This window comes from Nocardioides sp. Iso805N, assembly GCF_000364605.1.
Classification (GTDB): Bacteria; Actinomycetota; Actinomycetes; order Propionibacteriales; family Nocardioidaceae; genus Nocardioides.
Genome location: NZ_KB822578.1, coordinates 373,644 through 398,374, shown reverse-complemented (window position 1 = coordinate 398,374; position 24,731 = coordinate 373,644). Strand labels below are relative to the sequence as shown.

Annotated in this window: 22 protein-coding genes; 9 read left to right on the top strand and 13 right to left on the bottom strand. The window is 69.3% G+C overall.

What is annotated here, in order from left to right:
* Nucleotides 1-94: 94 nt before the first annotated feature.
* Genes H036_RS0111760 through H036_RS22640 form a run of 4 tightly spaced genes read left to right on the top strand, consistent with a single transcriptional unit; the run spans nucleotide 95 to nucleotide 3,259 of the window.
* On the top strand, nucleotides 95-400 hold the full coding sequence (locus H036_RS0111760; RefSeq protein ID WP_017934984.1) for a hypothetical protein: 306 nt from the start codon (nucleotides 95-97) through the stop codon (nucleotides 398-400).
* A 39-nt stretch (nucleotides 401-439) separates the two neighbouring features.
* Nucleotides 440-1,270: an enoyl-CoA hydratase-related protein gene (locus tag H036_RS0111755; RefSeq protein ID WP_017934983.1), complete on the top strand. Its 831-nt coding sequence runs from the start codon at nucleotides 440-442 to the stop codon at nucleotides 1,268-1,270.
* Nucleotides 1,267-1,956: a PaaI family thioesterase gene (locus H036_RS22645; protein ID WP_017934982.1), complete on the top strand. Its 690-nt coding sequence runs from the start codon at nucleotides 1,267-1,269 to the stop codon at nucleotides 1,954-1,956. The genes H036_RS0111755 and H036_RS22645 overlap by 4 nt, the downstream gene beginning before the upstream one ends.
* A 34-nt stretch (nucleotides 1,957-1,990) precedes the next feature.
* A complete protein-coding gene (locus H036_RS22640; RefSeq protein ID WP_036488095.1) occupies nucleotides 1,991-3,259 on the top strand; it encodes an ABC transporter substrate-binding protein in 1,269 nt (422 codons plus the stop codon).
* 56 nt (nucleotides 3,260-3,315) lie between these two features.
* Here H036_RS22640 and H036_RS0111735 read toward each other — a convergent pair whose 3' ends face one another.
* A complete protein-coding gene (locus tag H036_RS0111735) occupies nucleotides 3,316-3,957 on the bottom strand; it encodes a nitroreductase (protein ID WP_269745922.1) in 642 nt (213 codons plus the stop codon).
* A gap of 35 nt (nucleotides 3,958-3,992) precedes the next feature.
* Nucleotides 3,993-5,147: an acyl-CoA dehydrogenase family protein gene (locus tag H036_RS0111730; protein ID WP_017934979.1), complete on the bottom strand. Its 1,155-nt coding sequence runs from the start codon at nucleotides 5,145-5,147 to the stop codon at nucleotides 3,993-3,995.
* 124 nt (nucleotides 5,148-5,271) lie between these two features.
* On the opposite strand from H036_RS0111730, the gene H036_RS0111725 reads away from it, so the two are divergent.
* From H036_RS0111725 to H036_RS0111705, 4 genes are all read left to right on the top strand, one after another.
* Nucleotides 5,272-6,258: a hypothetical protein gene (locus H036_RS0111725; RefSeq protein ID WP_017934978.1), complete on the top strand. Its 987-nt coding sequence runs from the start codon at nucleotides 5,272-5,274 to the stop codon at nucleotides 6,256-6,258.
* Nucleotides 6,259-6,598: 340 nt separating this feature from the next.
* A complete protein-coding gene (locus H036_RS0111720) occupies nucleotides 6,599-7,867 on the top strand; it encodes an ABC transporter substrate-binding protein (protein WP_017934977.1) in 1,269 nt (422 codons plus the stop codon).
* A gap of 115 nt (nucleotides 7,868-7,982) precedes the next feature.
* Nucleotides 7,983-8,750, top strand: a complete 768-nt coding sequence (locus H036_RS0111710; protein ID WP_017934976.1) for an SDR family NAD(P)-dependent oxidoreductase — start codon at nucleotides 7,983-7,985, stop codon at nucleotides 8,748-8,750.
* Nucleotides 8,751-8,824: 74 nt separating this feature from the next.
* Entirely contained in the window at nucleotides 8,825-9,742 is a 918-nt protein-coding gene (locus H036_RS0111705) for a 3-carboxyethylcatechol 2,3-dioxygenase (RefSeq protein WP_332308793.1), read from the top strand.
* Nucleotides 9,743-9,835: 93 nt separating this feature from the next.
* On the opposite strand, the gene H036_RS0111700 is transcribed toward H036_RS0111705, so the two are convergent.
* Both H036_RS0111700 and H036_RS0111695 read right to left on the bottom strand, forming a co-directional pair.
* The gene (locus tag H036_RS0111700; protein WP_017934974.1) at nucleotides 9,836-10,702 is read right to left on the bottom strand and encodes a mycofactocin-coupled SDR family oxidoreductase; all 867 of its coding nucleotides are present in this window, start codon (nucleotides 10,700-10,702) and stop codon (nucleotides 9,836-9,838) included.
* Between the two features lie 41 nt (nucleotides 10,703-10,743).
* On the bottom strand, nucleotides 10,744-12,225 hold the full coding sequence (locus H036_RS0111695) for an aldehyde dehydrogenase family protein (RefSeq protein ID WP_026145980.1): 1,482 nt from the start codon (nucleotides 12,223-12,225) through the stop codon (nucleotides 10,744-10,746).
* A 124-nt stretch (nucleotides 12,226-12,349) separates the two neighbouring features.
* Here H036_RS0111695 and H036_RS0111690 point away from each other — a divergent pair, with 124 nt between their 5' ends.
* Complete coding sequence (locus H036_RS0111690; protein WP_017934972.1) at nucleotides 12,350-12,943, top strand: TetR family transcriptional regulator; 594 nt, start codon at nucleotides 12,350-12,352, stop codon at nucleotides 12,941-12,943.
* Between the two features lie 19 nt (nucleotides 12,944-12,962).
* On the opposite strand, the gene H036_RS0111685 is transcribed toward H036_RS0111690, so the two are convergent.
* The 9 genes from H036_RS0111685 to H036_RS0111640 form a co-directional block, all read right to left on the bottom strand.
* Nucleotides 12,963-13,826 (bottom strand): ABC transporter ATP-binding protein, encoded by an 864-nt coding sequence (locus H036_RS0111685; protein WP_017934971.1) that lies wholly within the window; start codon nucleotides 13,824-13,826, stop codon nucleotides 12,963-12,965.
* Entirely contained in the window at nucleotides 13,823-16,585 is a 2,763-nt protein-coding gene (locus tag H036_RS0111680; RefSeq protein ID WP_017934970.1) for a branched-chain amino acid ABC transporter permease/ATP-binding protein, read from the bottom strand. The genes H036_RS0111685 and H036_RS0111680 overlap by 4 nt, the downstream gene beginning before the upstream one ends.
* Before the next feature lie 125 nt (nucleotides 16,586-16,710).
* On the bottom strand, nucleotides 16,711-17,622 hold the full coding sequence (locus H036_RS0111675) for an LLM class F420-dependent oxidoreductase (RefSeq protein WP_017934969.1): 912 nt from the start codon (nucleotides 17,620-17,622) through the stop codon (nucleotides 16,711-16,713).
* A gap of 7 nt (nucleotides 17,623-17,629) precedes the next feature.
* Complete coding sequence (locus H036_RS0111670; RefSeq protein WP_017934968.1) at nucleotides 17,630-18,808, bottom strand: acyl-CoA dehydrogenase family protein; 1,179 nt, start codon at nucleotides 18,806-18,808, stop codon at nucleotides 17,630-17,632.
* A gap of 4 nt (nucleotides 18,809-18,812) precedes the next feature.
* On the bottom strand, nucleotides 18,813-19,397 hold the full coding sequence (locus H036_RS0111665) for a flavin reductase family protein (protein ID WP_017934967.1): 585 nt from the start codon (nucleotides 19,395-19,397) through the stop codon (nucleotides 18,813-18,815).
* A gap of 23 nt (nucleotides 19,398-19,420) precedes the next feature.
* The gene (locus tag H036_RS0111660) at nucleotides 19,421-20,512 is read right to left on the bottom strand and encodes a 2-oxoacid:ferredoxin oxidoreductase subunit beta (protein WP_017934966.1); all 1,092 of its coding nucleotides are present in this window, start codon (nucleotides 20,510-20,512) and stop codon (nucleotides 19,421-19,423) included.
* Between the two features lie 31 nt (nucleotides 20,513-20,543).
* On the bottom strand, nucleotides 20,544-22,487 hold the full coding sequence (locus H036_RS0111655; RefSeq protein WP_051068667.1) for a 2-oxoacid:acceptor oxidoreductase subunit alpha: 1,944 nt from the start codon (nucleotides 22,485-22,487) through the stop codon (nucleotides 20,544-20,546).
* Nucleotides 22,484-23,431, bottom strand: a complete 948-nt coding sequence (locus H036_RS22635) for an alpha/beta fold hydrolase (protein WP_036488093.1) — start codon at nucleotides 23,429-23,431, stop codon at nucleotides 22,484-22,486. Before H036_RS22635 ends, H036_RS0111655 begins: the two co-directional genes overlap by 4 nt.
* Nucleotides 23,432-23,516: 85 nt before the next feature.
* Entirely contained in the window at nucleotides 23,517-24,725 is a 1,209-nt protein-coding gene (locus H036_RS0111640) for a thiolase family protein (RefSeq protein WP_017934963.1), read from the bottom strand.
* Nucleotides 24,726-24,731 lie beyond the last annotated feature (6 nt).

The following is a 24,731-nucleotide window of genomic DNA, read 5'->3' as shown; positions in this document are numbered from 1 at the left end:
GAGATTCATGGACAAATCTGTCAGACACGCACTACCTTCGAGGTCGTCGGTTGCGGATGGACCGCTGCTTGTCACGACCAGAGGAGGAACAGCGATGCTGACGAACGGTGCACGACTGCGAAGCCAGGTGTGTGACACGGAGGTGATCGTGATCCGGGCAGGAGCGACAGCCGGAGCGCTCAGTTGCGGCGGAGCCCCGATGATCGCCCACGGCGAGACCCCCGACGCTGCCCTCAGCCTCTCCCCTGACGCCTCGGAGGGCACGGCCATCGGCAAGCGGTACGTCGACGGCGCCGACACGGTCGAGGTGCTGGCGACCAAGGGCGGCGCCGGCTCGCTGGCGCTGGACGGCAGCCCGCTCGTCATCAAGGCGGCCAAGCCGCTGCCCTCCAGCGACTGACCACCCGCTCACCCCCGCGAGCACCCCGAAGGAGACGACATGACCCTGGACCAGACCGCCGGCGCGACGACGGCGGACGAGCTCGCTCCCCCGGCCCTGATCGAGGTCCGCGACCACATCATGGTCATCACCCTCAACCGGCCCGAGGCGCGCAACGCCGTCAATGCCGAGATGTGTGTCGTGGTCGGTGACGCTCTGACTCGAGCCGACGAGGATCCCGACGTCAGGGTCGTCGTTCTCACCGGCAGCGGCGACAAGGCGTTCTGTGCGGGAGCGGACCTGAAGGCGCTCAGCCGCGGCGAGCGGGTCATCCCGGAGGGCCGGGAGGCCTGGGGGCTCGCCGGCTACGTCGGCCATGCCATCAGCAAGCCCACCATCGCAGCGGTCAACGGTCCGGCGCTGGGCGGCGGCACCGAGCTCGTCCTCGCCAGCGACCTCGTCGTCGCGGCGGACACCGCCACCTTCGGTCTGCCCGAGGTCAAGCGCGGCCTGGTCGCCGGGGCCGGTGGAGCCTTCCGGCTCATCGACAAGCTGCCCCCGGTGGTGGCGATGGAACTGCTCCTGACCGGCGAGCCGATCGGCGCCGCCGAGGCCCTGGCGCTCCACCTCGTCAACCGGGTGGTGCCGGCCGCGGATGTCCTTACCGCAGCCCTCGACCTCGCGGCCGCGATCGCCGCCAACGCACCCCTGTCCGTCCAGGTCACCAAGCAGATCGCGCTGGCGCAGGAGCCCGATGGCAGCCGCCCGAGGGAGGCCGCAGGCTGGGCGATGACCAGCAGCCTGTTGCCGCTCATCGCCCGGTCGGAGGACGCCAAGGAGGGCCCGCGCGCCTTCGCGGAGAGGCGTGACCCGATCTGGCAGGGTCGATGAGGGACGCCGAGAAGGTCGCGGCACGTCCATCGGTCGCAGGGCCCGACGCCGTCGTCCCGGAGTACCACCGTCCGCTGTTGGCGCCACTCACCGACAGCATCCGCCAGCTGGTCGACGCCACCGTCCGCACCGAGGTCGACGACGACGAGCTGCGTCGCGCGCACCGCGAGATCGCGGCGATCGCAGCGCGGCTGCAGGCGCGCCAGATGCCCGGCTCGTACGGGCAACGGGTCGCCGCCGGCAGCGCGCGCTTCTGGGGCAATCCCGTGGTCGGGGTGCGCAACGCGATCGCTCCTCCGCTCGTCATCGAGTACGACGACAGCGGCCGGGTCAGCGCGGAGTTCCACCTCGGCGCCGCGTATGAGGGGCCCTCCGGCCTCGTGCACGGCGGGGTGTCGGCGCTGCTGCTGGATCAGATCCTCGGCGACGCGGCCGCCGCGGGCGGCAAGCCCGGCATGACCGGCACCCTGACCCTGCGCTACCGGCGCGGCACCCCTCTGGGCACGCTGCGTGCGGAGGGCTGGATCGAGCGCGTCGAGGGATTCAAGACGTTCGTCGCCGGCCATCTCGTCGACGCGGACGGCCCGACCGTGGAGGCCGAGGGCATCTTCGTCGTCCCCCGCTGGGCGCGCGGCGAGGCGGGCTCTCGCGAGTGGGGGCAGGCGATGCCCGACCGATTCGCATGAGCCTCGGAGCCACACACCCAACCAGGAGGTTCGCTTGACCATCTCAGCCACTCCCCTGTCTCGACGGATCGCGGCGGGCGCCGTGTGCCTCGTCGCGGCGGCCGCGCTCGCCGCGTGCGGAAGCGATACGTCCTCGGGCAGCGACCCGACGTCGGACCCAGCCGTCCTCGGTCCCGCCAAGGCCGCGACCGGCGCACCGCTCAAGATCGGCTACATCACCGACGGCAAGAGCAGCACCATCGACTTCACCGCCCTGCAGCAGACCGCCGAGGCTGCGGTCAGGTACGTCAACGAGCACCTGGGCGGCGTCGCCGGGCACCCCATCTCGCTCGACATCTGCACGACCCAGCAGAACCCTGCGACCGCGACCGAGTGCGCCAACCAGATGGTCAAGGACGGCGTTCCCGTCGTCCTCAACGACCTGACGGGCGTCGGGCCCTCCATCGTCCCGGTGGTCACCAAGGCCGGGATCCCCTACCTGGCGTTCAGCGGCACCACCTCGCCCGAGCTGACCACGCCCGGCGCCTACAGCATGACGGGCAGCATCGCGTCCTTCCTCGGCGGCCTCGCCGCCTACTCCAAGCAACAGGGCGTCACCAAGGTCGCCGTGATCGGTATGAACATCCCGGCGGTGATCCAGGGCGTCGACTCGATCGGGAAGGCCGCCTTCACCAAGGCAGGCGTGGGCATGACGATGGTGCCGGTCGACCCGGGCACGGCCGACCTCAGCCCGCAGATCGGGAGCGCGCTCTCCGGCCACGCCGATGCCCTGCTGGTGTTCGGTGACTCGGCGATCTGCGCCGGGGCGTTGAAGGCAGCACAGTCGCTCGGCTTCGACGGCAGGAAGTACGTCGTGGCGCAGTGCGTGAACAAGGCCTCCGCCACCTCGATACCCGGCGGCTGGCGCGGGGTGACCGTGTCCGCGATCAGCGACCTCAGCCCCTCCGACGAGGAGTACCGGCTCTACCGGGCGGTGCTCGAGCGCTACTCCCCCGACACCGCCGCGGCGAACGCGACCGACTCCGGTGCGGTCGAGGGCTACGGCGCGGTCCTCGGGTTCGCGCGGATCATGGCGGGGGTCACCTCAGGGGCTGTCACCCCGACGGTCGTCGCCAACGCCATCACGCATGCCAAGGACGTCAAGCTGCCCGTCGGCGGCGGCCTCACGTTCAGCTGTGACGGCACCGCCGTTCCGGGTCTGCCAGGGATCTGCTCGGTCGGCGCGCAGATCACCACGTTGGCGACGGACGGTACGCCGACCACCTACTCCCCGATCGACGCGAGCTCCCTGTTCGCGAAGTGAGGATGCGGGCCTCGCACCGTGGCGCGAGGCCCGCATCCCTCGATCGGCCGCGACGCTCAGTCGACCCAGTGGATGGTCTCGTCCTGGCTCGCCCGCGTCGTGCGGAAGCCGTTGACCGGGTGATCGTGGTCGGCATACCCGAACGACACGGCGCAGACCACGACCCGGCTCTCGGGTAGTGCCAGCTGCTCGCGGACGACGCCTGACACGGATGCGATCGCGGCCTGGGCGATCGCCGCGATCCCGAGGCTCTCCGCGGCCAGCAGAAGGTTCGCCACGTAGGCGCCGCAGTCGACGGCGCCGTACGTGCCCAGGTCGCGATCCGAGGTGATGATCGCGGTGTGGGGCGCACCGAAGAACTCGAAGTTCAGCATCGCCTGTCGCGCGCGGGCCTCGGCGTCGTCACGTGCCACCCCCACCGCCGCGTAGAGGCCGTATCCGGCTTCCCGCCGCCGCTCCCGATAGACACCCTCATAGGCGGCCGGCCACGGCAGGTCGGCGCTTCGCACGCCCGCGCGCGCCGCGCGGCCCAGGGCCTCTGCGAGTCGCCTGGTCGCGGCAGGACCGGTGACATGGAGCTCCCACGGCTGGGTGTTGCACCACGACGCCGTCAATCGCGCGAGAGCGAGCATCCGCTCGATGTCGGCGCGGGGCACCTCACGGTCGAGGTAGGCACGGCAGCTGTAGCGACGGGTCAGCAGGTCCAGCAGGACGGCGGCCTCGCGCGAGCGGGTCAGGAGAGGCCTCCGCGCGCGACCAGCTGGCTCGCGATGACGTTGCGCTGGATCTCGTTGGTGCCCTCGCCCACGATCATCAGGGGCGCGTCGCGGAAGTAGCGCTCGACGTCGTACTCGGTGGAGTAGCCGTAGCCACCATGGATCCGCATCGCGTTGAGCGCGATCTCCATCGCCGTCTCCGAGGCGAAGAGCTTGGCCATGCCCGCCTCCATGTCGCAGCGCTTGCCTGCGTCGTACTGCTCGGCGGCATACAGGGTGAGCTGCCGCGCCGCTGTCAGCTTGGTCGCCATGTCGGCGAGATAGTTGCCGATCGACTGGTGCTGGTAGATCGGCTTGCCGAAGCTCCTCCGCTCCTGGGCGTAGGCCAGCGCGTCCTCCAGAGCGGCTGCGGCGACACCGAGTGCGCGGGACGCGACCTGGATCCGTCCCGTCTCCAGTCCCTTCATCATCTGCCCGAACCCGTGACCCTCCACGCCACCGAGCACCTGCGCGGCCGGCGTGCGGTAGCCGTCGAAGGAGAGCTCGCACGACTCGACGCCCTTGTAGCCCAGCTTGGGCAGGTCGCGCGAGACGGTCAGTCCGGGACCGTGCTCGACCAGGACGATCGAGATGCCGTTGTGCCGAGGCGTGGCATCGGGGTCCGTCTTGCACAGCAGCGCGATCAGGCCAGAACGGCGCGCGTTGCTGATCCAGGTCTTGGCGCCGGTGATGACCAGCTCGTCGCCGTCGTGGCGGGCCACCGTGGCCATGGCCTGCAGGTCCGATCCACCGCCGGGCTCGGTCAGGGCCATGGTGGCGCGCAGCTCGCCGGTCGCCATCCGCGGCAGATAGGTGCGCTTCTGATCCTCGGTGCCGAACAGGACGAGCAGCTTGGCCACCACCGTGTGGCCACCCATCGCGCCGGCGAGGCTCATCCAGCCACGTGCGAGCTCCTCGGTCACCCGGACGTAGCAGGGCATCGAGACAGGTGAACCGCCGTACTCCTCCGGCACGGCGAGCCCGTAGATGCCGATCTGCTTCATCAGCTCGATCCACTTCTCGGGGTACTCGTTCGCATGCTCGACGTCGCGGACGGCCGGCTTGACCTCGCGATCGACGAAGTCATGGACGAGGGCGACGAGGGAGGACTCTTCGGGGCTGAGGTCGCTCATGCGGCGATCCTGTCGCAATCTGACATCCATGGTCAACCGTTCTGACCGTGAATTGAGCCAGTTGTCCCCTATCGTGTGACATGTGCGTCATCTTCTTGACGCGCTTCCGCGACGGGAGGAACCCATGACGACGCAGGTCGGCGGACCCTACTTCGATGAGCTCGAGGTCGGGATGAGCTTCGACTCCGCACCCTCGCTCACCCTCACCGACGGCCTGGCAAGCACCCACCGCGCCATCAGCGGCGAGCGCCTCCGTCTGCCGTTGGACCACCCGCTCTCCAGCAGGGTGACCGGGGCCGCGGCGCCGCTGGCCAGTCCTGCCCTGGCATGGGACGTCGCGATCGGCCAGTCGACGCTGGCGACCCACCACGTCAAGGCGAACCTCTTCTACCGCGGCCTGCGCTTCCATCGCCAGGCCCATGTCGGGGACACGCTGCGCACCCGCGCCGAGGTGGTCGGGCTGCGCCAGAACGCCGAGCGGCCGGGCCGTGCAGCGACGGGGCTCGCCGCCCTGCGGGTCACCTGCGTCGATCAGCACGATCGCGCCATTCTGGACTTCTACCGCTGCGCGATGCTGCCGTTGGGCGGGGCGCCTGACCCCGACCGCACCATCCCCCATCAGGACCTGTCCACGATCGGCCCCTCCACGAACCCGACCTGGACAGTGCCGGACGGCTGGGACCTCGCACCGCTCCGCCGGCCCGGGACGCGACCAGCAGCCGAGCTGGTCGGTGAGCGGTTCGCGGTCTCCGGCGACGTCGTCTCCTCCGCCCCGGAGCTGGCACGCCTGACCCTCAACATCGCCGCCGTCCATCACGACGAGCGCGTCAGCGGCACGCGCCTCGTGTACGGCGGGCACACGATCAGCCTCGCCCTCGCACAGGCCACCCGCGCCTTCCCCGAACTGGTCACCGTCCTGGGCTGGCAGTCGTGCGACCACACCGGACCGGTCACCGAGGGCGACACCCTGACCAGCCTGATCGAGGTCATCGCCGCCCAACCCCTGGCGGAGGGCACTGCCCTTCACCTGCGCTCGCTGGTCTCCGCCCACGCCGGGGCCGCCGAGGCTCGGCCGGTGCTCGATTGGCGGTTCGTCGCACTGTTCGCGTGAGCGTTCCCGGCAGCCAACCTGACACCGGTGTTCCCTTCTTGCGAGCAAGAAAAGGCGCACTGGCGCACCCCGGAGGAACGTCGATGGGCGGCGCACCTCCGCACGATCCGCACTCAAGCGGGTCGCCCGGACGATTTTGTCCCGCAACAATCGCCCCACCCCTTGCCAGTGTGATGCACGTCATGTCAGGATCACTCACGTCAGGGTTTCTGACGCTTTGTTCTTTTTTGGTAGCGAGGTTCTCGCCGCCGAAAACGAGGTTCGGGCCTCACTGACCCGCGGTGCCCACCGCATCCGCCCGCGAAGTTTTCGCAGAGGAGAAGCAATGCACGTTTCGAGAATGAGTCGTCGGCTCGGGTGGGTCGCGCTCCCTGCCGTCCTGGCCCTCACGGTGAGCGCCTGCGGCTCGAGCAACAACGACACCGCGAGCGCCGGCGACGGAGGGAACAACGCCAAGAACGGCGGCGACGCCGTCCTGGGCACCGCGAACGCGGCGACCGGATCGCCCGTCACGATCGGCGTGATCAGTGACGGCAAGGGTGCGGCGCTGGACGACACCGACGAGTACAAGGGCGCCCAGGCCGCTGCGGCCTACGCGAACGCCTATCTCGGCGGCATCAACGGCCACAAGATCGTGGTCAAGGTCTGTCAGTCCCACCAGGACCCGGCCGCCGCCACCGACTGCGCCAACCAGATGGTCACCGCCGGGGCCTCCGCCGTGGTGGAGGGAACGCTGGCTGAGATCGACCAGACCGTGAAGGTGCTCTCGCCGGCCAAGATCCCGCTCGTCGCGGGCAGCGCCAGCACCCAGTCCGCACTCACCGCGCCCTACGTCTTCTCGCTCTTCAACGGCCTGTCCTACTTCGGCGTCCCTGCCGCCGAGGGCAAGCAGCTCGGCGTGACCAAGGCCGACATGGTCGTCATCGCCGTCCCCGGAGCCGAGGGCCCGGCACGTCAGGTCGGCACGGCGCTCTACAAGAACGCCGGGATCGACCTCACCGTCACCGCCGTCCCGCCGGGCACCGCCGACATGACGCCGCAGATCACCGCCGCGTCAGCCGGGAAGCCGGGCCTCTACCACGTGTTCGGCAACGACAGCTTCTGCACGCCGGCGATCCAGGCGATCAAGACCGTCGACCCGAAGGCACAGATCATCGCGATCTCGCAGTGCATGTCGGCAGCCGGGGCGCAGACGATTCCCGGCGGGTACGCCGGCGTCAAGGTCGTCACCACCTCGGACCTCGATCCGGCCAACTCGGAGACCAAGCTCTTCAACGCGGTCGTCGGCAAGTACGGCGACGGGGGCAAGGCCACGATCCTGGGTGCCCAGGGCTACTCGCCGATGCTCGGCCTGATCAACGCCCTCAACGCTGCCAAGGTCACCGACACCTCAGCGAGCGGGATCGCGGCGGCCATCAAGTCCGCCCCGGCGACAACCTACCCGCTGGCGGCCGGCGCGAAGTTCCAGTGCGACGGCAAGCAGATGTCGCTCTCACCCAACGAGTGCAGCGCCGACGGCATCCTGGCCTCCGCCAAGGCCGACGGCACGCTGACCGACTACCAGCTGGTCCCGGCCGACCCGACGCTCTACTCGCTGCCGACCAGCTGATCGGCTGAGCTGCCGAGCAGCTCGGCAGCTGACGAATGCGTCACGAAGAGGTGGCCGTCATCCACGCCGGATGACGGCCACCTCTGTCTGTTCCCGTCCCATCACGACCCAACGCATGACCTTCACCGACAAGGAGAGCCACATGTTGCTCAACGCCAAGAGGGCGGTCGTCACCGGTGCTGGCGCCGGCATCGGCCGTGCCATCTCGCTGAGCCTCGCAGAGGAGGGCGCACGCGTGCTGGTCTCCGATCTCGACGAGGGCGCCGCAACACGGACCGCTGAGCTGATCACGGCCGCTGGGGGTACCGCCTCCGCCACCGTCTGCGACGTCGCCGACGAGGCGTCCGTGGTCGCGCTCTTCGACCATGCGGCTCGCGTGCTCGGAGGCATCGATCTCGCGGTCAACAACGCGGGCATCGCCGACCACCCGGGAGACATCGTCGACCTGGACGTGGAGACCTGGGACCGGGTCGTGTCTGTCGATCTGCGGGGCACCTTCCTCTGCCTGCGCGAGGAGCTGCGCCGGATGAGCGGCAGCGGATCCATCGTCAACATCGCGTCCAACGCCGGCCTCAAGAACGCGCCCGGCATGGCGGCCTACACCGCTGCCAAGCACGGCGTCGTCGGGCTCACCAAGAACGTCGCCCTGCAGTACGCCCGTCGTGGCATCCGCGTCAACGCCGTCTGCCCCGGCACCGTCGGCACCGAGGGGATCCGCTCCTTCCCTGCCGAGCTTCAACAGCAGTGGAGCGACATGATCCCGATGGGCCGCATCGCCTCCCCCGAGGAGGTCGCCCGATCGGTGGTCTTCCTACTCTCCGACCAGGCCGCCTTCGTGACCGGCGTGCCGCTCCTCGTCGACGGCGGGCTGATGTATGACTAGAGGTGACATTGACGTCAGATCACCTGGCGTCGGAGCATCCGCGGTCGTAGACTCAAGGCTGCTCAACGCTCGATATGATGCCTCACCAGGAGTCATCACATCGTCAGAAGCACCGGAGGTGGCGCATGGTTGAGAGATCCGCGGCGACGATGGTCGTGTGCGCGTCCCACAGTCCCGGCATGGGACGTGACGTGACTGCCGAGTTCGGCCACACGTTCCGCGCCGGCATCGACGAGGCCCGCCGCCGGGTCACGGAGTTCGCCCCCGACCTGGTGGTCTTCTTCGGCAGCGACCACCGTCGTGCCTTCGTCGACTCCGTGCCGGCGATCGCCGTCATGCTCAACGCCGACGGTCTCGGCGACCTCGGCTCCCCCGAGGGCAGCTACGACGTACCCACCCAGACCGCCGAACACCTCGTCGAGGCCCTCCTGGGCCACGAGTTCGACGTCACGGCCGTCCGCAGGGTCGCCCTCGACCACGGGTTCGGCCAGACCTACTCCCACCTCATCGGTGACCTGCCGACGGTCCCGGTCATCCCGATCTACCTCAACTGTGCGACCCCGCCGCTGGGCAACCCCGGGCGTGCCTACGCGCTGGGCCGTCGGGTCGGCGAGGAGCTCGCGAGCCTCGGCCTCAAGGTCCTGTACGTCGGATCCGGTGGCCTCTCCCACTCGCCGCCCAGCCTCGAGGTGCCGGCCGCGGGCATGTCCGACGAGGAGCGGCTCGCCATGAACGAGGCCGGCAGGGCAGCCGCGAAGGACAAGATCAACCCTGCGTGGGATCACGCCTTCCTGCGCCAATTGACCGAGGACCCGAAGAGCCTGGCAGGCATGACCGCCGAGGACATCGCACCGGCAGGCGTCGGCGCCAACGAGGTCCGCACGTGGATCGCCGCCGTCGCCGCGGCTGACACCGCGATGGAGGTCGTCGCCTACGAGCCCGTGCCTGAGTGGATCACCGGCATGGGTGTCGTCACGACGACGCAGAGCTGAGCGAGCTCGGAACAGAGCCACACTCGCGCCGAGCGGGTGGGAGCACGTCGACGTGCTCCCACCCGCTCGCTCGTCCTCCGTCGCTGGGAGCGGTCAGTTGCCGGGTCCGTGCGGGAACTTGAGCAGCGATCCGGCGTCGACCCGGATCTGCTGGCCGGTGATGTAGCGGGCCTCGTCGGAGGCGAGGAAGAGCACCAGGTTCGAGACGTCGACCGGCTCGACGTACGGGATCGGCATCGCCTGGAAGACGTTGAATGCCGGCTCGGCGTCCTCGCGCGTCGGGTGCGGCAGATCGGGCCGGAACTGCTGGTAGATGCCGTCGTTGTGGAGCAGGTCCGTATCGACGTTCGTCGGGTGGACACAGTTGACCCGGACGAAGCGTGGGGCGAGGTGTAGCGCCATCTGCTCGGTGTAGCCGATGAGCGTCTTCTTCGACCAGCCGTAGCCGGCGCTGCCGGGGCCCATCGCCGGGTTGTCGGTCGTGTTGGGCAGCATCGCGGCTGTCGATCCGGTCACGATGACCGACGAGTACTCCCCCAGGTGCGGGACCGCGACCGCGACCGTGTTCATCACGCCGACCAGGTCGACGTCGGTGGCGTCGACGAAGTCCAGGGGGTCCGGGTCGCCCATCGCCATCGGCAGGATGCCGGCGTTGGCCACGACGATGTCGACGCGGCCGAGCTCGGCGATACCGGCCTCGAGCGCGTTCCGCAGCTGTCCCCGCTCGCGTACGTCGGCCTTGCTGGCCACGATGCGACGACCCAGGTCCTCGACGAGCCGCACGGTCTCCTTCAGGTCCTCTGGCGTAGCCAGCGGATACGGGTTGGACTCGATCTGCTCGCACAGGTCGATCGCGATGATGTCCGCACCTTCCTGCGCCAATCGGACGGCGTGGCTGCGACCCTGACCGCGTGCCGCACCGGTGATGAACGCAACCTTGCCCTCGAGACGATCCGTCACAGTGATGCTCCTTCGTTGGGATGTTGTGAAGCCGCCGGCGCTCAGCCTGCGGGGAGCGAGACGGCCTTCGTCTCGAGGTACTGCTCGAAGCCCTCGACGCCGTTCTGGCGGCCGATGCCGCTGTTCTTGTAGCCGCCGTACGGCGAGTCGGCTCCGTACCAGATGCTGGCGTTCACCGCGAGCGAGCCGGTGCGGATCCGCCGCGCCATGGCCATCGCCCGATCGGTCGAACCGTGGATGGCGCCGGAGAGGCCGTAGGCGCTGTCGTTGGCGATCCGGATCGCGTCCTCGTCGTCGTCGTAGGCGATGACCGCGAGCACCGGTCCGAAGATCTCCTCCTGCGCGATCCTCATCGCGTTGTCGACGTCGACGAAGAGGGTCGGCTCCACGAAGAAGCCCCTGTCGTGGCCCGCTGGGCGGTCCGGACCACCGACGACGAGCTTCGCACCCTCCTCGATGCCGGTCCGGATCAGCCCGGTGACACGGTCACGCTGACGTGCGCTGATCAGCGGCCCCATCAGCATGCTCGGGTCGGTCGGATCTCCCCACGGAACGTGCTGCATCGCAGCGGTGATCAGCTCGACGCCTTCGTCGTAGCGCGAGCGCGGCAGCAGCATCCTGGTCTGCATCGCGCAGCCCTGACCCGCATGCATGCACACGCTCATGCCGGCTGGCACCACGCTGGCGAAGTCGGCGTCATCGAGGATGATCGCCGCGGACTTGCCGCCCAGCTCCAAGAAGGTGCGCTTCAGCGTGGCAGCGCCCTTCTCCATGATCCGCCTGCCGGTGAGCGTCGAACCGGTGAACGAGATCAGGTCGACCCGCGGGTCGAGGGTCAGCATCTCGCCGACCAGATGATCCGAGGAGGTCACGACGTTGACGACGCCGGCGGGGATGTCGGTGCGCTCCGCGATGAGGCGCCCGACCCGGGTGGCGCTCCAGGGCGTGTCGGGGGCCGGCTTGATCACGACCGTGTTGCCAGTAGCCAGGATCGGGCCGAGCTTGCCGATCAGCACCTCGAACGGGTAGTTCCACGGCAGGATCGCTCCGACGACTCCGATGGCCTCTTTCCAGACCATGCGGCGGCTGTTCATCCCGGCCAGGTTGCTGCTCGGCAGCTCGCGCTCCCAGCCGAACTGCTCGATCTCCTTGGTCGGCCAGCGCAGGCCGTCGTCCAACGGCCAGTCGAGCTGGGCCATGTAGGTCACCGCCAGGGGCGTGCCGACCTCGGCGACGAGCTCGGCACGGAGCAGCTCACGCTCAGCCTCGAGCGCCTCCTGCAGCTGCTCGATGCAGTGCCTGCGGAAGGCATGGTTGGTGGACCAGTCCGTCTGGTCGAAGGCGCGGCGCGCTGCCGCGATCGCCCGCTGCATCTCGGCCGCCGAACCATCGGCGACCTGGCCGAGCACGTCCTCCGTGGCCGGGTTGATGTTGTCGAACGTCGCCCCCGACTCGGCGTGCGCGAGCTGCCCGTCGATGAGCATCCGCGACTCACCCCCGCGCGAAGCCTGTCCTGCCGTCATCGCCACTCCTTCGGCCGCGACAGGGTTGGTGCTGTTGGCGCAACCCTGCCTATTTGCACTCAGTGCAATCAGAGTAAGCCGCGTCACACGGGGGCGCAATGGGCGTTTGCGTAGCCTGTGCCCTGTGTCCACACGTCCGCACCGCGAGCAGATTCGTCGCGAAGGGATCCGCGCGCTCCAGGCCGCGGCGCTCTCCCTGGTCGAACGGCACGGGTTCGCGGCCGTCACGGTCGACGACATCGCCGCGGAGGCCGGCGTCTCGCGGCGTACGTTCTTCAACTACTTCCCGACCAAGGCCGCCGCGCTCTTCGATCCCGACCCCGACGACGCCGAGCGGCTGGCACAGCTGCTGGCCGACGCAGACGGAGCGCCGGAGCTGTGGCCCGCACTCCGCCGGGTCTGCACCGCGTTCGTCACCGGGCACGAGAACGTCATCGCCGTACGACGCCGCCTCATCGAACAGCACCCTGAGCTCGACCAGTACCACCGCACCGCGCACCACCATGTCGAGATCGCGTTGCACGAGTGGACCGCGCGGCAGCCCGGCGCCGACCCCTACGTGGCCGCTCTGGCAGCGAACACGGCTGCGACCACGCTCACCACGTCCTTCGCCGCCTGGCAGCCTGATCAGGACCCCGCGACCCTGGTCGACCTGGTGGATCGGGCCTTCGCGCTGATCTCGACCGGCTTCACCCGGCACTCCGACGCGCTGCACTGAGGCCATCCGGAAAGACGACCTATGCCGAGACCGCCTCACCGCCGAGGTAGGCCGTCTGGAGCAGCTCGGGGTGGGCCGCCAGCTCCCCGGCCGCGGTGGCGAGCCGGACGTCGCCGTGCACGATGACCAGCGCCTCGTCGGCCACCTCGAGCGCAAGGTGAACATGCTGCTCGACCAGCACGATGACGGCGCCCGTCTCGTCGGCGATCCGTCGAACGACCGGCAACAGCTCCTCGACGATGACCGGCGCCAGGCCCATGCTCATCTCGTCGATCAGCAGCACCTTCGGCCTCTGGACGAGCGCACGGGCCACCGCGAGCATCTGCTGCTCACCGCCGGAGACGGCGCCCGCCGCGACCTTCAGCCGCTTCTTCAGTGCCGGGAACATGTCCATCGCCCCGTCGACATCGAGCCCGCCAGGCCGGTGGGCGACTTGGAGGTTCTCCCTGATCGTGAGCCGGGTGAAGAGAGCCCGGTCGTCGGACACGAGCACCAGGCCGGACCGGTTGGCGGCACCCGGCCGGGCATTGGGCAGCGCCTTCCCCTCCACCAGGACCTCGCCGCCGATGCGCGGGAGAAGCCCTGCCATCGTGCTCAGCAGCGTCGTCTTGCCTGCGCCGTTCGGGCCCAGGACGGCGAGGACCTTGCCGGCGGTCAGCCGTACGTCGACGTCACGCACGACCGTGACAGCCCCGTAGCCGGCGGTCAGCCCGCGGACCTCGAGCACCGGCGTCTCCGCGGCACGATCGACGGCGGGACCGAGGGCGGGATCGAGGGCGGGATCGACACTCAGATCGACCGCGGCATGCTCGGCCGACACCTCCGATGGCGCGACGCCATCCAGCTCGACCGGCTCCGGCCGGTCTTCGGGGAGATTGCTCATGCCGTCACAACCTTCTCTGCACGAGTACCGAGGTAGGCCTCGGCCACGCGCTGATCGGCCCGGATCTGGCCGGGGGTACCGGAGGCGATGACTTCGCCGAAGTTCAGGACCGTGATCTGGTCGCACAGCCCCAGCATCAGACCCATGTCGTGGTCGACGATGACGATCGTGACGCCCGCGTCACGGATGCGCCGGAGCCGATCCCCCAGCCACTGGCTCTCGGCCGTGTCGAGGCCGCCGGCGGGCTCGTCGAGCAGCAGCACGCGCGGGTGACCGGCAAGCGCCCGCGCGATCGAGACCAGCTGCCGCTGACCCTGCGAGAGCTCCCCCGCAGGACGCTCACGCACGTCGTTGAGACCGAGCAGTCGCAGGGTCGCGTCGAGACGATCGGCGTCTCCGTGCTCGGCCACGCCCTCAGCCTCGGGGCGATGACCGGCGGCTGTCAGCCCGACCTTCACGTTCTCCAGCACGCTGAGGTCGTCGTAGAGCTCGATGGCCTGGAAGGTGCGGCCCAGACCGGCGCGGATGCGCTCGTGGGGCACCTTGTCCTCGATCGACACACCGGCCAGTCGGACCTCGCCGGTGTGCGCGGCGAATCCGCTGATCGCGTCGATCAACGTCGTCTTGCCGGCGCCGTTCGGACCGATGAGGCCCGCGATCGCGCCGCGCGGCACCGCGAGGGAGACGCCGTTCACCGCGACGACACCGCCGTAGTGGACCGAGACGTCGCGCAACTCCAGCTCCACGCTGGCCTCCGGGTCGAAGGTCGCCGGGATCGGCTCGGTCCGCTCGGCCTCGGCACGGGCGATGGCCGAGCCCATCGCCGTACCGTGCTGGTCGCGGCGCCGGGCCAGGAACGAGTGGGCCGGCCCGACGATGCCCTCGGGGTTGAGGATGACCGTGAAGATCAGCAGGACGCTGGCGACCACCGGGTACCACCCACTGGCCGAGAAGACCTCGTCGATGAGGATGAAGAAGACGCCGTTGGTCGCCGTCACACCGGCGAGCACGCCGCCGGAGATGGAGGTGGCGCCACACAGGTAGACCGTGCCGAACAGGGCCAGCCCGGCCATCGCGGAGAACGACGTCGCCGTGATCGTCTGCTGCTGGTAGGCCAGCAGGCAGCCACCGAGGCCGGCGATGAAGGCGGCTATCCCGAACGCGAGGATCTTCACCCGGACCACGCTCACCCCGGCCGCTGCGGCCGAGCGCTCGTTGGCCTTGACCGCCAGCATCTGTGAGCCGAGCTGGCTGCGTCGCAGCAGCGCCACGGAGATCGCCACCGCGAACAGCACGATCAGGCACAGGATGCCGAACCGGACACGCGGATAGTCCAGGCCCGAGCCGATGCCGAGGTCCCACCCGAAGAGGGAGGGCGCAGGAACCGACACGCCGGCCATGCCGACGAAGTCACTGTTGCGGAACCAGAACGCCTCGACCGCGAAGGCCATCGCGAGCGTGACGACCGCGACCGGCAGGCCGCGGATGCGCAGCGCCGGCAGACCGACCAGCACGCCCAGCACCGCCGCGAACAAGGCAGCCAGCAGCGGCGCGATCGGGAACGGCACGTGCAGATGGGTGCTGATCGGACCGAGGATGAAGCCGCCCGTGCCGGCGATGGTCAACTGGGCCAGGGAGACCTGTCCGGCGTAGCCGGTCACCACGACGATCGACAGGGCGATGATCGCCATGATGAAGGTGACGATGAGACCGTTGCGCCACCGGTCCTGCAGCAGCACCAGAGCGGCTACGGCGACCACGGCCATCACAATGCTCGTCGACACCAGACGCTGGGGGCGCGGCGCCCGCCCGAGCGACTGCAGGATGATCGCCCCGCGTCCCGGCAGCGACTGCGCCCGGATGACGAGCACCAGCATGATCAGGATCAGCGGGATGAGCTCGGGCAGACCGGCCGAGGGGAGCTTGGTGTACTGGACCTGCAGGTGCTGCGCGTCCGACTGCAGGGCGCCGATGGCGATGCCGGCCAGGACCGCCCACACGATGTACTCGAAGCGGGCCACGATCGCGGCGGCGAGTGCCGGGACGATGAAGAGGGTGTAGGCCTCGGGGACCAGCGGCACGATCGGGGCGATCAGGATGCCGGCGAGACCGGCCACGGCCGAGCTGAGCATCCAGTTGTACGCCGCGATCCGGTCGGGTGAGATGCCGCTGAGATAGGCGCCTCGCTCGGTCTCGGCGGCAGCACGCGTGTTCAGGCCGAACTTCGTGAACCGGAAGACGGCCATCAAGACGATGGCCACCACCACGATCGTGGCCGCGAAGTAGACCCGGTCGGAGGAGATGATGAGCTGCCCGTGCCGCCAGACCTTCACCGGGAAGATCGGTTGCACGGCGATCGGTGTCGTACCGAGCTTCTCGGCCACCAGGCTGCTGACGAGCAGCGAGACGCCGAGGGCGGCCACCGCCTTGGCGACGGGCGGTGCCGTCCTCAACGGACGGAAGATGAGGACATAGAGGACGAGGCCGACCACGGCGCTGACGACCAGCGCGATGATCATCGCCGGCCACAGGCCGAGCTCGGTGCCGAAGTCCCAGCTGTTGGGCAGACCCGGGATCAGGATCAGCAGTTTGCCCTGGCGCAGGAACGCATAGACGTAAGCCGTGTAGAGGGCGATCGCGCCACTGGCGAAGTTGAGCACGCCAGAGCTGCGATACGTCAGGACGATTGCGAGGGCGAGAGCTCCGAAGACGGCGCCGTTTCCGAGGCCGAGGAGGAGGAAGACCAGGTGCTGCGTCATCGTGGCGATCCCTTCCGAACCACATGCGATAAGTGACAGTCACGTTAGATGAGTGTGACGAAGATCGCTAGATGCTGCTCAACATTGCCCGTCAAAAGTGGGCAGAGATGTCAGTTTTGTTTCGGCTACGCGTGTGGAAGCAGGTCGCCGAGGACGGCGAGGTCAGCGATGAAGTCCGCGACGGAGCGGCTCGTGGGCTCGATCGTCAGCCAGGTGACGCCAGCTTCGGCGTACTCCTCCACGCGCGGCGCCAGCGCCTTGGAGAAGGCCTCCACGCCCCCGCTGCGCAGGAGCTCCTTCTCGAACGGAACGAAGCTGATCTCCGCCGGCGGTCGGCCGAGCTCGGATCGCCGCTGGTTCTGTTCGGCGATGAGCGCACGCAGCGTTGCGAGGTCCTCCAGTGGCGGTGTCCTGGTGATCGTCGCCGTCGCGGCCGACTGGGCCATCGGCATCCAACCGTCCGCGGTCTCGACGACCCGTCGGCGGGCCGCCCGGCTGTTGCCGCCGATCCAGATCGGCGGGCCGCCCACCTGCGCAGGAAGGGGCAGTGCCTCGTGACCGCTGACGCCGTACGCCGGGCCCTGGTGCTCCACGCCGCTCCACGCCGCGCGCATCGCCGCCACCGCCTCGTCGAGCAGGGCACCGCGGTGCTGGTAGTCGGCGCCCAGGGCGGCGAACTCGGTCTCGAGGTACCCCGCTGCCATGCCGAGGGTCAGCCGGCCGCTGGAGAGCAGGTCCAGGCTCGCCGCCGCCTTGGCCGCGAGGTAGGGGTTGCGGTAGCCCGCGACCATGACGTAGGTGATCACCCGGATCCGCTCCGTCGCCTGCGCGACCATGCTCAACGCCACGAAGGGATCGAACGCGTGGTGACCGCCGTTGGCCAGCCACGCCTTGTCGGGATAGGGGTGCTCGCTCATCGAGAAGCCGTCGAAGCCTGCGTCCTCGACCAGCCGAGCCACCTCCCCCAGGCTGCTGCCCGCGATCCAGCGCGGATAGTGCTTGACCGCACGCATGGGAAACATCAGGTTGAGCTTCATCGGCTGCTCATTTCAGTAGTTCGCGCGCGATCACCACGCGCTGCACCTCGGTGGCGCCTTCGCCCAGGCGCTTGACCCGCAGATCGCGGAACCATCGCTCGAGGGGGAGCTCGTCGGCGAGCCCCAGGGCGCCGTGGATCTGGATGCACCGGTCGACCACGCGGTGGGCCGCCTCGGTGCCGTACATCTTGGCGACCGAGGCGTCGACCCGGACGTCCTTGCCCAGGTCCGCGTTCCACGCGGCCTGGTACATCAGCAGCCGAGCGGCCCTGAGCTCGACCTCGCTGTCGACGAGCATCCACTGGACGCCCTGCTTGTCGGCGAGCTTGCCGCCGAACACGTCCCTGTCCTTGGCCCATCGGCAGGCCATGTCGAGGGCGGTCTGCGCGATCCCGATCGGGCCCGCCGCGTAGAGGATGCGTGCGGTGACGAGGGTCGAGCTCGCCTGGGCGAAGCCCCCGCCCTCCTCGCCGATGAGGTTCGCGGCCGGGACGCGCGCATCCTCGAAGTGCAGCTCGTACGGCGAGAACGAGGCCATCACGTCGATGCGGTTGATGGTCAGGCCCGGGGTGTCCCTCTCGACCACGAAGGCCGAGATGCCACGGCGACCCTCACCGGTGCGCGCGTAGACGATGCCCCAGTCGGCGCCCGCGGCATGGCTGGTCCACATCTTCGCGCCGTTGAGGACGTAGTGATCGCCCTCGCGGACAGCCTTGAGCTGGATCGCGCGTGCCGGATCCGACCCGCCGGTCGGCTCACTGATCGCGGTGTAGGCCTTGGTCATGGTGCCGTCCAGGATCGGCTGCGCGAACGCATCCCACTGCTCCGCGCTGGCCCCGAACAGCACCGCGGGCGGATTGCCTCCGAACGCGCCGAGGGCCGGGAAGAACGCCCCCATCCGGCACTTGGAGGCCTCCTCGAGCACGACCGCCTGGCCCAGCACGCTCAGCCCGGCCCCGCCGTGCTCCTCGGGTGTCTGCAACGACCAGAGGCCGAGTGCACGCGCCTTCGCCTGCAGAGGGAGGAGCAGCTCGCGCGGCAGGCCGGCGGCATCGTGCGGCAAGGTCGCCTCGAGCGGGTGGACCTCGGTGGCCATGAACCTGCGGACCGTCTCCCGCAGCGCCACGAACTCTTCCGGGAGCTCCCACGAGCCCGTCGGCGCTGCTGTCGTCACCGTCGCCGACACGCCGTCAGAGCACAGTCGTGAAGCGGTGCGCGCGCGCACTCTCGAGCTGGGGCACGTGGTTGGCGTCGTACTGCTCGATCCACTCGGCCGGCAGCTTCTCCCAGGCCTCGCCGATCTGCAGCCGGCGACCGGGGTTGAGGATCTCGGCAGCGATCACGTCGCCCACGAAGATCGAGCTCTCCTGGACATCGAGGGTGCCGGTGACCCGAGCCTCCACATAGCTGTGGGCGTCGAGCAGCACAGGCGCACCGGAGAGACCCTGCCGGGTCCGCAGCTTGCCGATCTTGTCGCCGTCGCGGCCCGAGCTGCCGCCGAGCGTCATCAGGATCTCCAGCGACTTCTCGATCTGGTCGTCCTCCGCGCTGAGCAGATGCATCACGAAGATCCCCGACCCGGTCACCATGTCGTGGGTGAGGTTGTACTTCGTCAGGCTGATCGTGGCACGGGGTGCCTCGGGGATGATGCTCGCTGCGCCCGCTGACAGCGACATCAGGCCGTTCGCCACGCCGCCGTCCACGGTGGTGATGGCGACCGGATAGGGACGCAGGCCGCCGAGGACCTTGGCGGCCGCGCCGGTGTCGAGAGTCATGTCGTTCTCCTCTTCGTCGGTGGCTAGGAGACGGTCCACGTGTGCTGACCGTTCAAGGTTTCCTGCAGGTCCTGGGCGGTCACCGACTTCGCGTACTCGACCTGGGTCCGCACCCCGTCGTCGTACGTCGGGCGGCTTACCGCGCGGATGATGCCGGTCACGCTGTAGGTGAGGTCCTGCTCCGAGAGTCGCGAGAGGGCGTAGGCGTACGCCTGGTCATCGGTGTACGCGTCGTGCACGACGATGTCCTCGGGCGCCACGTCGACGGTCTTGGCGACGCCGAGCCCGAATCCCTGCTTGACGACGCAGTACTCGCCCTCGGCTCCGAAGATGATCGGCTCTCCGTGACGCACGTGGATCAGGTGGCTCGCCGCGTCGTCCTTGCGCAGGGCGTCGAAGGACCCGTCGTTGAAGATCGGGCAGTCCTGCAGGATCTCGACGAACGCGGTCCCCCGGTGCTGAGCCGCGGCGAGCAGGACCTCGGTGAGCCCGGCTCGGTCGGAGTCGAGGGCACGTGCGACGAAGCTGGCCTCGGCGCCGACGGTGAGCGACATCGTGTTGAACGGCGCGTCGACGGACCCGTACGGCGTCGACTTGGTCACCTTGCCGGTCTCGGACGTCGGCGAGTACTGCCCCTTGGTCAACCCGTAGATGCGGTTGTTGAACATCAGGACGCGCATGTTCACGTTGCGCCGCAGTGCGTGGATCAGGTGGTTCCCACCGATCGACATCGCATCGCCGTCGCCGGTCACGACCCAGATCGAGAGGTCGGGGCGGGTCACCGACAGGCCGGTGGCGAGCGTCGGCGCGCGGCCGTGGATGGAGTGCACGCCGTAGGTCTCGAGGTAGTACGGGAACCGTGAGGAGCACCCGATACCGGAGATGAAGACGATGTTCTCCCGCTTGAGGCCGAGCTGCGGCAGCATGCTCTTGACGGTCGCGAGGATGACGTAGTCACCGCACCCGGGGCACCACCGCACCTCCTCGGCGCTGGCGAAGTCGCGGGCCGTCTGTTTCCCCTCCGCCTTGGGCACCAGGTCGAGGGCGGAGTGGCGAGCGGCCGGGGTCAGACCGAGGTCTGTGCCCACGAGGCCGGAAGTGGCGACGGTGGTCATGGTTGGTGCTCCCATCGTGTGGTCGAAGCGACTAGCGGACGACGACCGCGGCGGTGGACGCCGGCGTCTTCTCCCGCTCGTGGGCCGCAAGGGTGCCGGCGAACTCGGCCAGGAGGGCCTCGTGCAGCTCGTCGGAGCGGAAGGCGACACCGGACACCTTCGTGATCGGCTGGATGTCGGCGTCGTACTGCGCCTTGAGCAGCAGCGAGAGCTGGCCCAGGTTCATCTCCGGCACGAGGACCCGGCGGTAGCGACCCAGCACCTCCCCCAGGTTCGAGGGCAACGGGTTGAGGTGGCGCAGGTGCGCTCGCGCCACCTGGTAGCCGGCGAGACGCGCGCGGCGTACGGCCTCGCCGATGGGGCCGTACGAGCTGCCCCATCCGAGCAGGAGGACCTCGGCACCGTCGCTGGGGTCGTCGACCTCCAGCGCGGGCACCGGGATGCCTTCGACCTTGGCGGCTCGCACCCGGGTCATCAGCTCGTGGTTCTCGGGGGTGTAGGAGATGTTGCCGCTGCCGTTCTCCTTCTCCAGACCGCCGATCCGGTGCTCCAGCCCGGCCGCCCCGGGGATCGCCCAGGACCGCACCAGGGTCTCGGCGTCGCGCGCGTAGGGCTGGTGGGTTCCCGCGGCGCTCTCGCCCTCAGGGGCCACGGCGAAGTCCGGATCGATCGGAGGCAGGGCAGCGACGCTCGGGATCCGCCAGGGCTCGGAGCCGTTGGCGATGGCTCCGTCGGAGAGCAGGATCACCGGCGTGCGGTAGGTGATGGCGATCCGAGCCGCCTCGAGGGCGGCCTCGAAGCAGTCCGCCGGGGACTGCGGCGCGATCACCGGCACGGGCGACTCGCCGTTACGACCGAACCGGGCCTGCAGCAGGTCGGCCTGCTCGGTCTTGGTCGGCAGTCCGGTCGAGGGTCCGCCACGCTGGACGTTGATCACCAGCAGCGGCAGCTCGGTCATCACCGCGAGTCCGATGGCCTCGGACTTGAGCGCCAGCCCGGGCCCCGAGGTGGAGGTGACGCCGAGCGCACCGCCGTACGACGCTCCGAGTGCCGCGCCGACCGCCGCGATCTCGTCCTCCGCCTGGAAGGTGACCACGCCGTGGTGCTTGTGACCGCTCAGCTCGTGCAGGATGTCGGAGGCCGGAGTGATCGGATAGCTGCCCAGGAAGACCTCCATCCCGGAGGTCTGGGCGACGGCGAGCAGGCCGTAGGACAGCGCCGTGTTGCCGGTGACCTGGCGATAGGTGCCGGCCGGAAGCGCAGCCGGGGCGACCTCGAAGCTGGTGGCGAAGGACTCGGTGGTCTCGCCGTAATTGTGGCCGGCACGCAGCGCCAGAATGTTGGCCTTGGCGATCTGGGGCCGCTTGGCGAACTTCTGCTCGAGGAACTCCTCGATGGCCGCCAGCGGACGTCCGTACATCCACGAGAGCACGCCGAGGGCGAACATGTTCTTGGACCGCTCGGCATCCTTGCGCCCGAGGCCCACGGACTCGACCGCGCCGGCCGTCAACGTCGCCATCGCGATCTCGTGGACCTGGAAGTCCTCGAAGTCGGCGGTCTCGAGCGGGTTGTGGTCGTAGCCGGCCTTGGCCAGGTTGCGCTTGGTGAACTCGTCGGTGTTGACGATCAAGATGCCGCCGCGGGGCAGGTCGCCGACGTTGGCCCGCAGCGCTGCCGGGTTCATCGCCACCAGGACGTCGGGACGGTCACCGGCGGTGAGGACATCGAAGTCCGCGATCTGGATCTGGAAGCTCGAGACACCGTGGAGGGTGCCCTGAGGCGCCCGGATCTCGGCCGGGAAGCTCGGCTGGGTCGCCAGGTCGTTGCCGAAAGCGGCCGCCTCGGCGGTGAACTGGTCACCAGCGAGCTGCATCCCGTCGCCGGAGTCGCCCGCGATCCGGATGACGACTTGGTCGAGCCGGGTCACACCGGAGCCGACGGGCTCGGCGGCACGGGGGTCGTAGGTCTGGGTCATGCCCGTTTGCCTGCACTTTCGGGGAAGGGGCCCGTCGCGGAGCCCGCTGATGCGACCGCCTCGTCGAGGAAGTCGACCAGGTTGGCGCTGAAGACGTCGTTGTCGTCGCCGGCCACCATGTGGCCGACGTTGTTCACGTCGACGACGCGTGCGTGCGGCACCAGCTCGCGCAGCTCGGCGATGCCCTCGTCGGAGACGATGTCGGACTGCTCGCCGCGCACCAGCATGAGCGGGCACCGCAGCTCGCTCGCCGCCGCACGGGAGCGCTTCGCGATCGCGACGCTGACCGGCGAATCCCCGCCGGGCAGGTCGTCGTCGCCGTCATGGCGGAACATCCGCGGATCCCAGTGCCAGTGCCAGCGGCCGTCTCGCAGCCGAAGGTTCTTCTTCAGCCCTTCGAGATTGCCCGAGTGCTTGCGATGGGGGTTGTACGCCGAGATCGCCGCGGCCGCCTCCTCGAGGGAGCCGAACCCTTCCGGCGCGCCCCGCATGAAGTCACGCACGCGCCGGCTGCCCTCGGTCTCGACGCGGATCACGATGTCGACCAGGACCAGCGCCTGCACCAGGTCGGCGTCCTCCCCGGCAACGAGGAGTGAGACCTTGCCCCCCAGGGAGGCGCCCACCAGGGCCATCGGCACGCCCGGTTCGCTTCTTCTGACATGTGCGGCCAGTTCTCTGATGTCGGCCGTCATGGCATTCATGCCGTAGTCGCCATCGGCCGGCCAGGCACTGTCGCCATGCCCTCGCAGATCGACGGCATAGGCGATCCAGCCCGCACGGGCCAGCCGCTCCCCCGTACGACGCCACGAGTGCCGCGTCTGCCCGCCGCCGTGTAGCAGCAGCGCGATACCGCGCGGATCACCCGCATCGGGATCAGACCATCGATCCCCCGCGAGGCTCAGCCCCGAGCCCGGAAGCTCCAGCGTTGCGACCTGCACAGACATGCACGCCACTCCTTCTCGACGAGCCGCCTCATTGCGGCTTCAGCACGTGACCAACATATCTGACAGTTGCGTCATTTTCTAGGGATCAGGGTGCGGCAACTTCGATCACCACGGCGCCGGCCTGGCCGCCGCCGGCGCACATGGTGGCGAGCCCGACGCCGCCACCACGCCGGCGCAGCTCGTGGATCAACGTGACGATCATCCGGGCGCCCGAGGCCGCGACCGGGTGGCCCAGGCTGCAACCACTTCCGGCCGTGTTGACCAGGGTCTCGTCGATGCCGAGCTTCTTGCAGGCCGCCACCGGCACCGAGGCGAACGCCTCGTTGATCTCCCACAGGTCGACATCGCCGACGCCGAGTCCGGCGCGGTCGAGCACCTTCGGGATCGCGTCGAGCGGGGCGAGCCCCATCCGGGCGGGATCGATCGCGGTCGACGCCCATGCCTTGATCGTCGCGAGCGGCTTCAGACCCTGCTCGGCGGCGAGAGCCGCGGAGGTCACCATCACCGCGGCGGCCGCGTCATTGATGCCGCTAGCGTTGCCGGCCGTGATCGAGAATCCGTCGATCTCGGGGTGGATCGGCTTGAGGCTGGCGAGCTTCTCAGCGCTCGAGTCCCGGCGCGGGTGCTCGTCGTTCTCGAACAGCACGGTGGTGCCGTCCGCGGCTCGCACGGGCACCGGCACGATCTCCTCGTCGAAGACCCCACCGTCGATCGCCGCGACAGCACGCTGGTGCGAGCGCAGCGCCCAGGCGTCCATCTCCTCGCGGGTCAGGCCGACCTCCCGGGCGGTGTGCCAGCCGACGGTGATCGACATGTCCATGTTCGGCGCCTCGGGCGAGTCCGGGTGCGTCGGCGGCATCCAGCGCTCGGTGAACTCCTCGACGGTGCCCGGCGTACGGAATCGCTGCAGCGGTGAGGTGGAGCTGGACTGCACGCCACCGGCGATGATCGCGTCCTCAGCCCCCGAGACGACCTGAGCGGCCGCGTTGCCGATAGCGGTCAGGCCGCCGGCACAGTGCCGGTTGATCGCCTGCCCCGGCACCTGGAGCATGCCGGTGACGACCGCCGCGTGGCGGGCGATGTCTCCGCCGCCGTAGTTGGACTCGGCCAGGATGATGTCGTCGATCTGGGACGGCTCGAGGCCTGAGCGCTGCTGGACCTCCCTCACCACGATCGCGGCGAGGTCCATCGCGGTGGTGTCGCGCAGGGTGCCCTTGTAGGCGGTGCCGATCGGCGTACGGGCCGCGGCGACGATGACGGCGTCCTGGCCGGCCTGGCGGGTGGTGCTGCTCATGGTGAT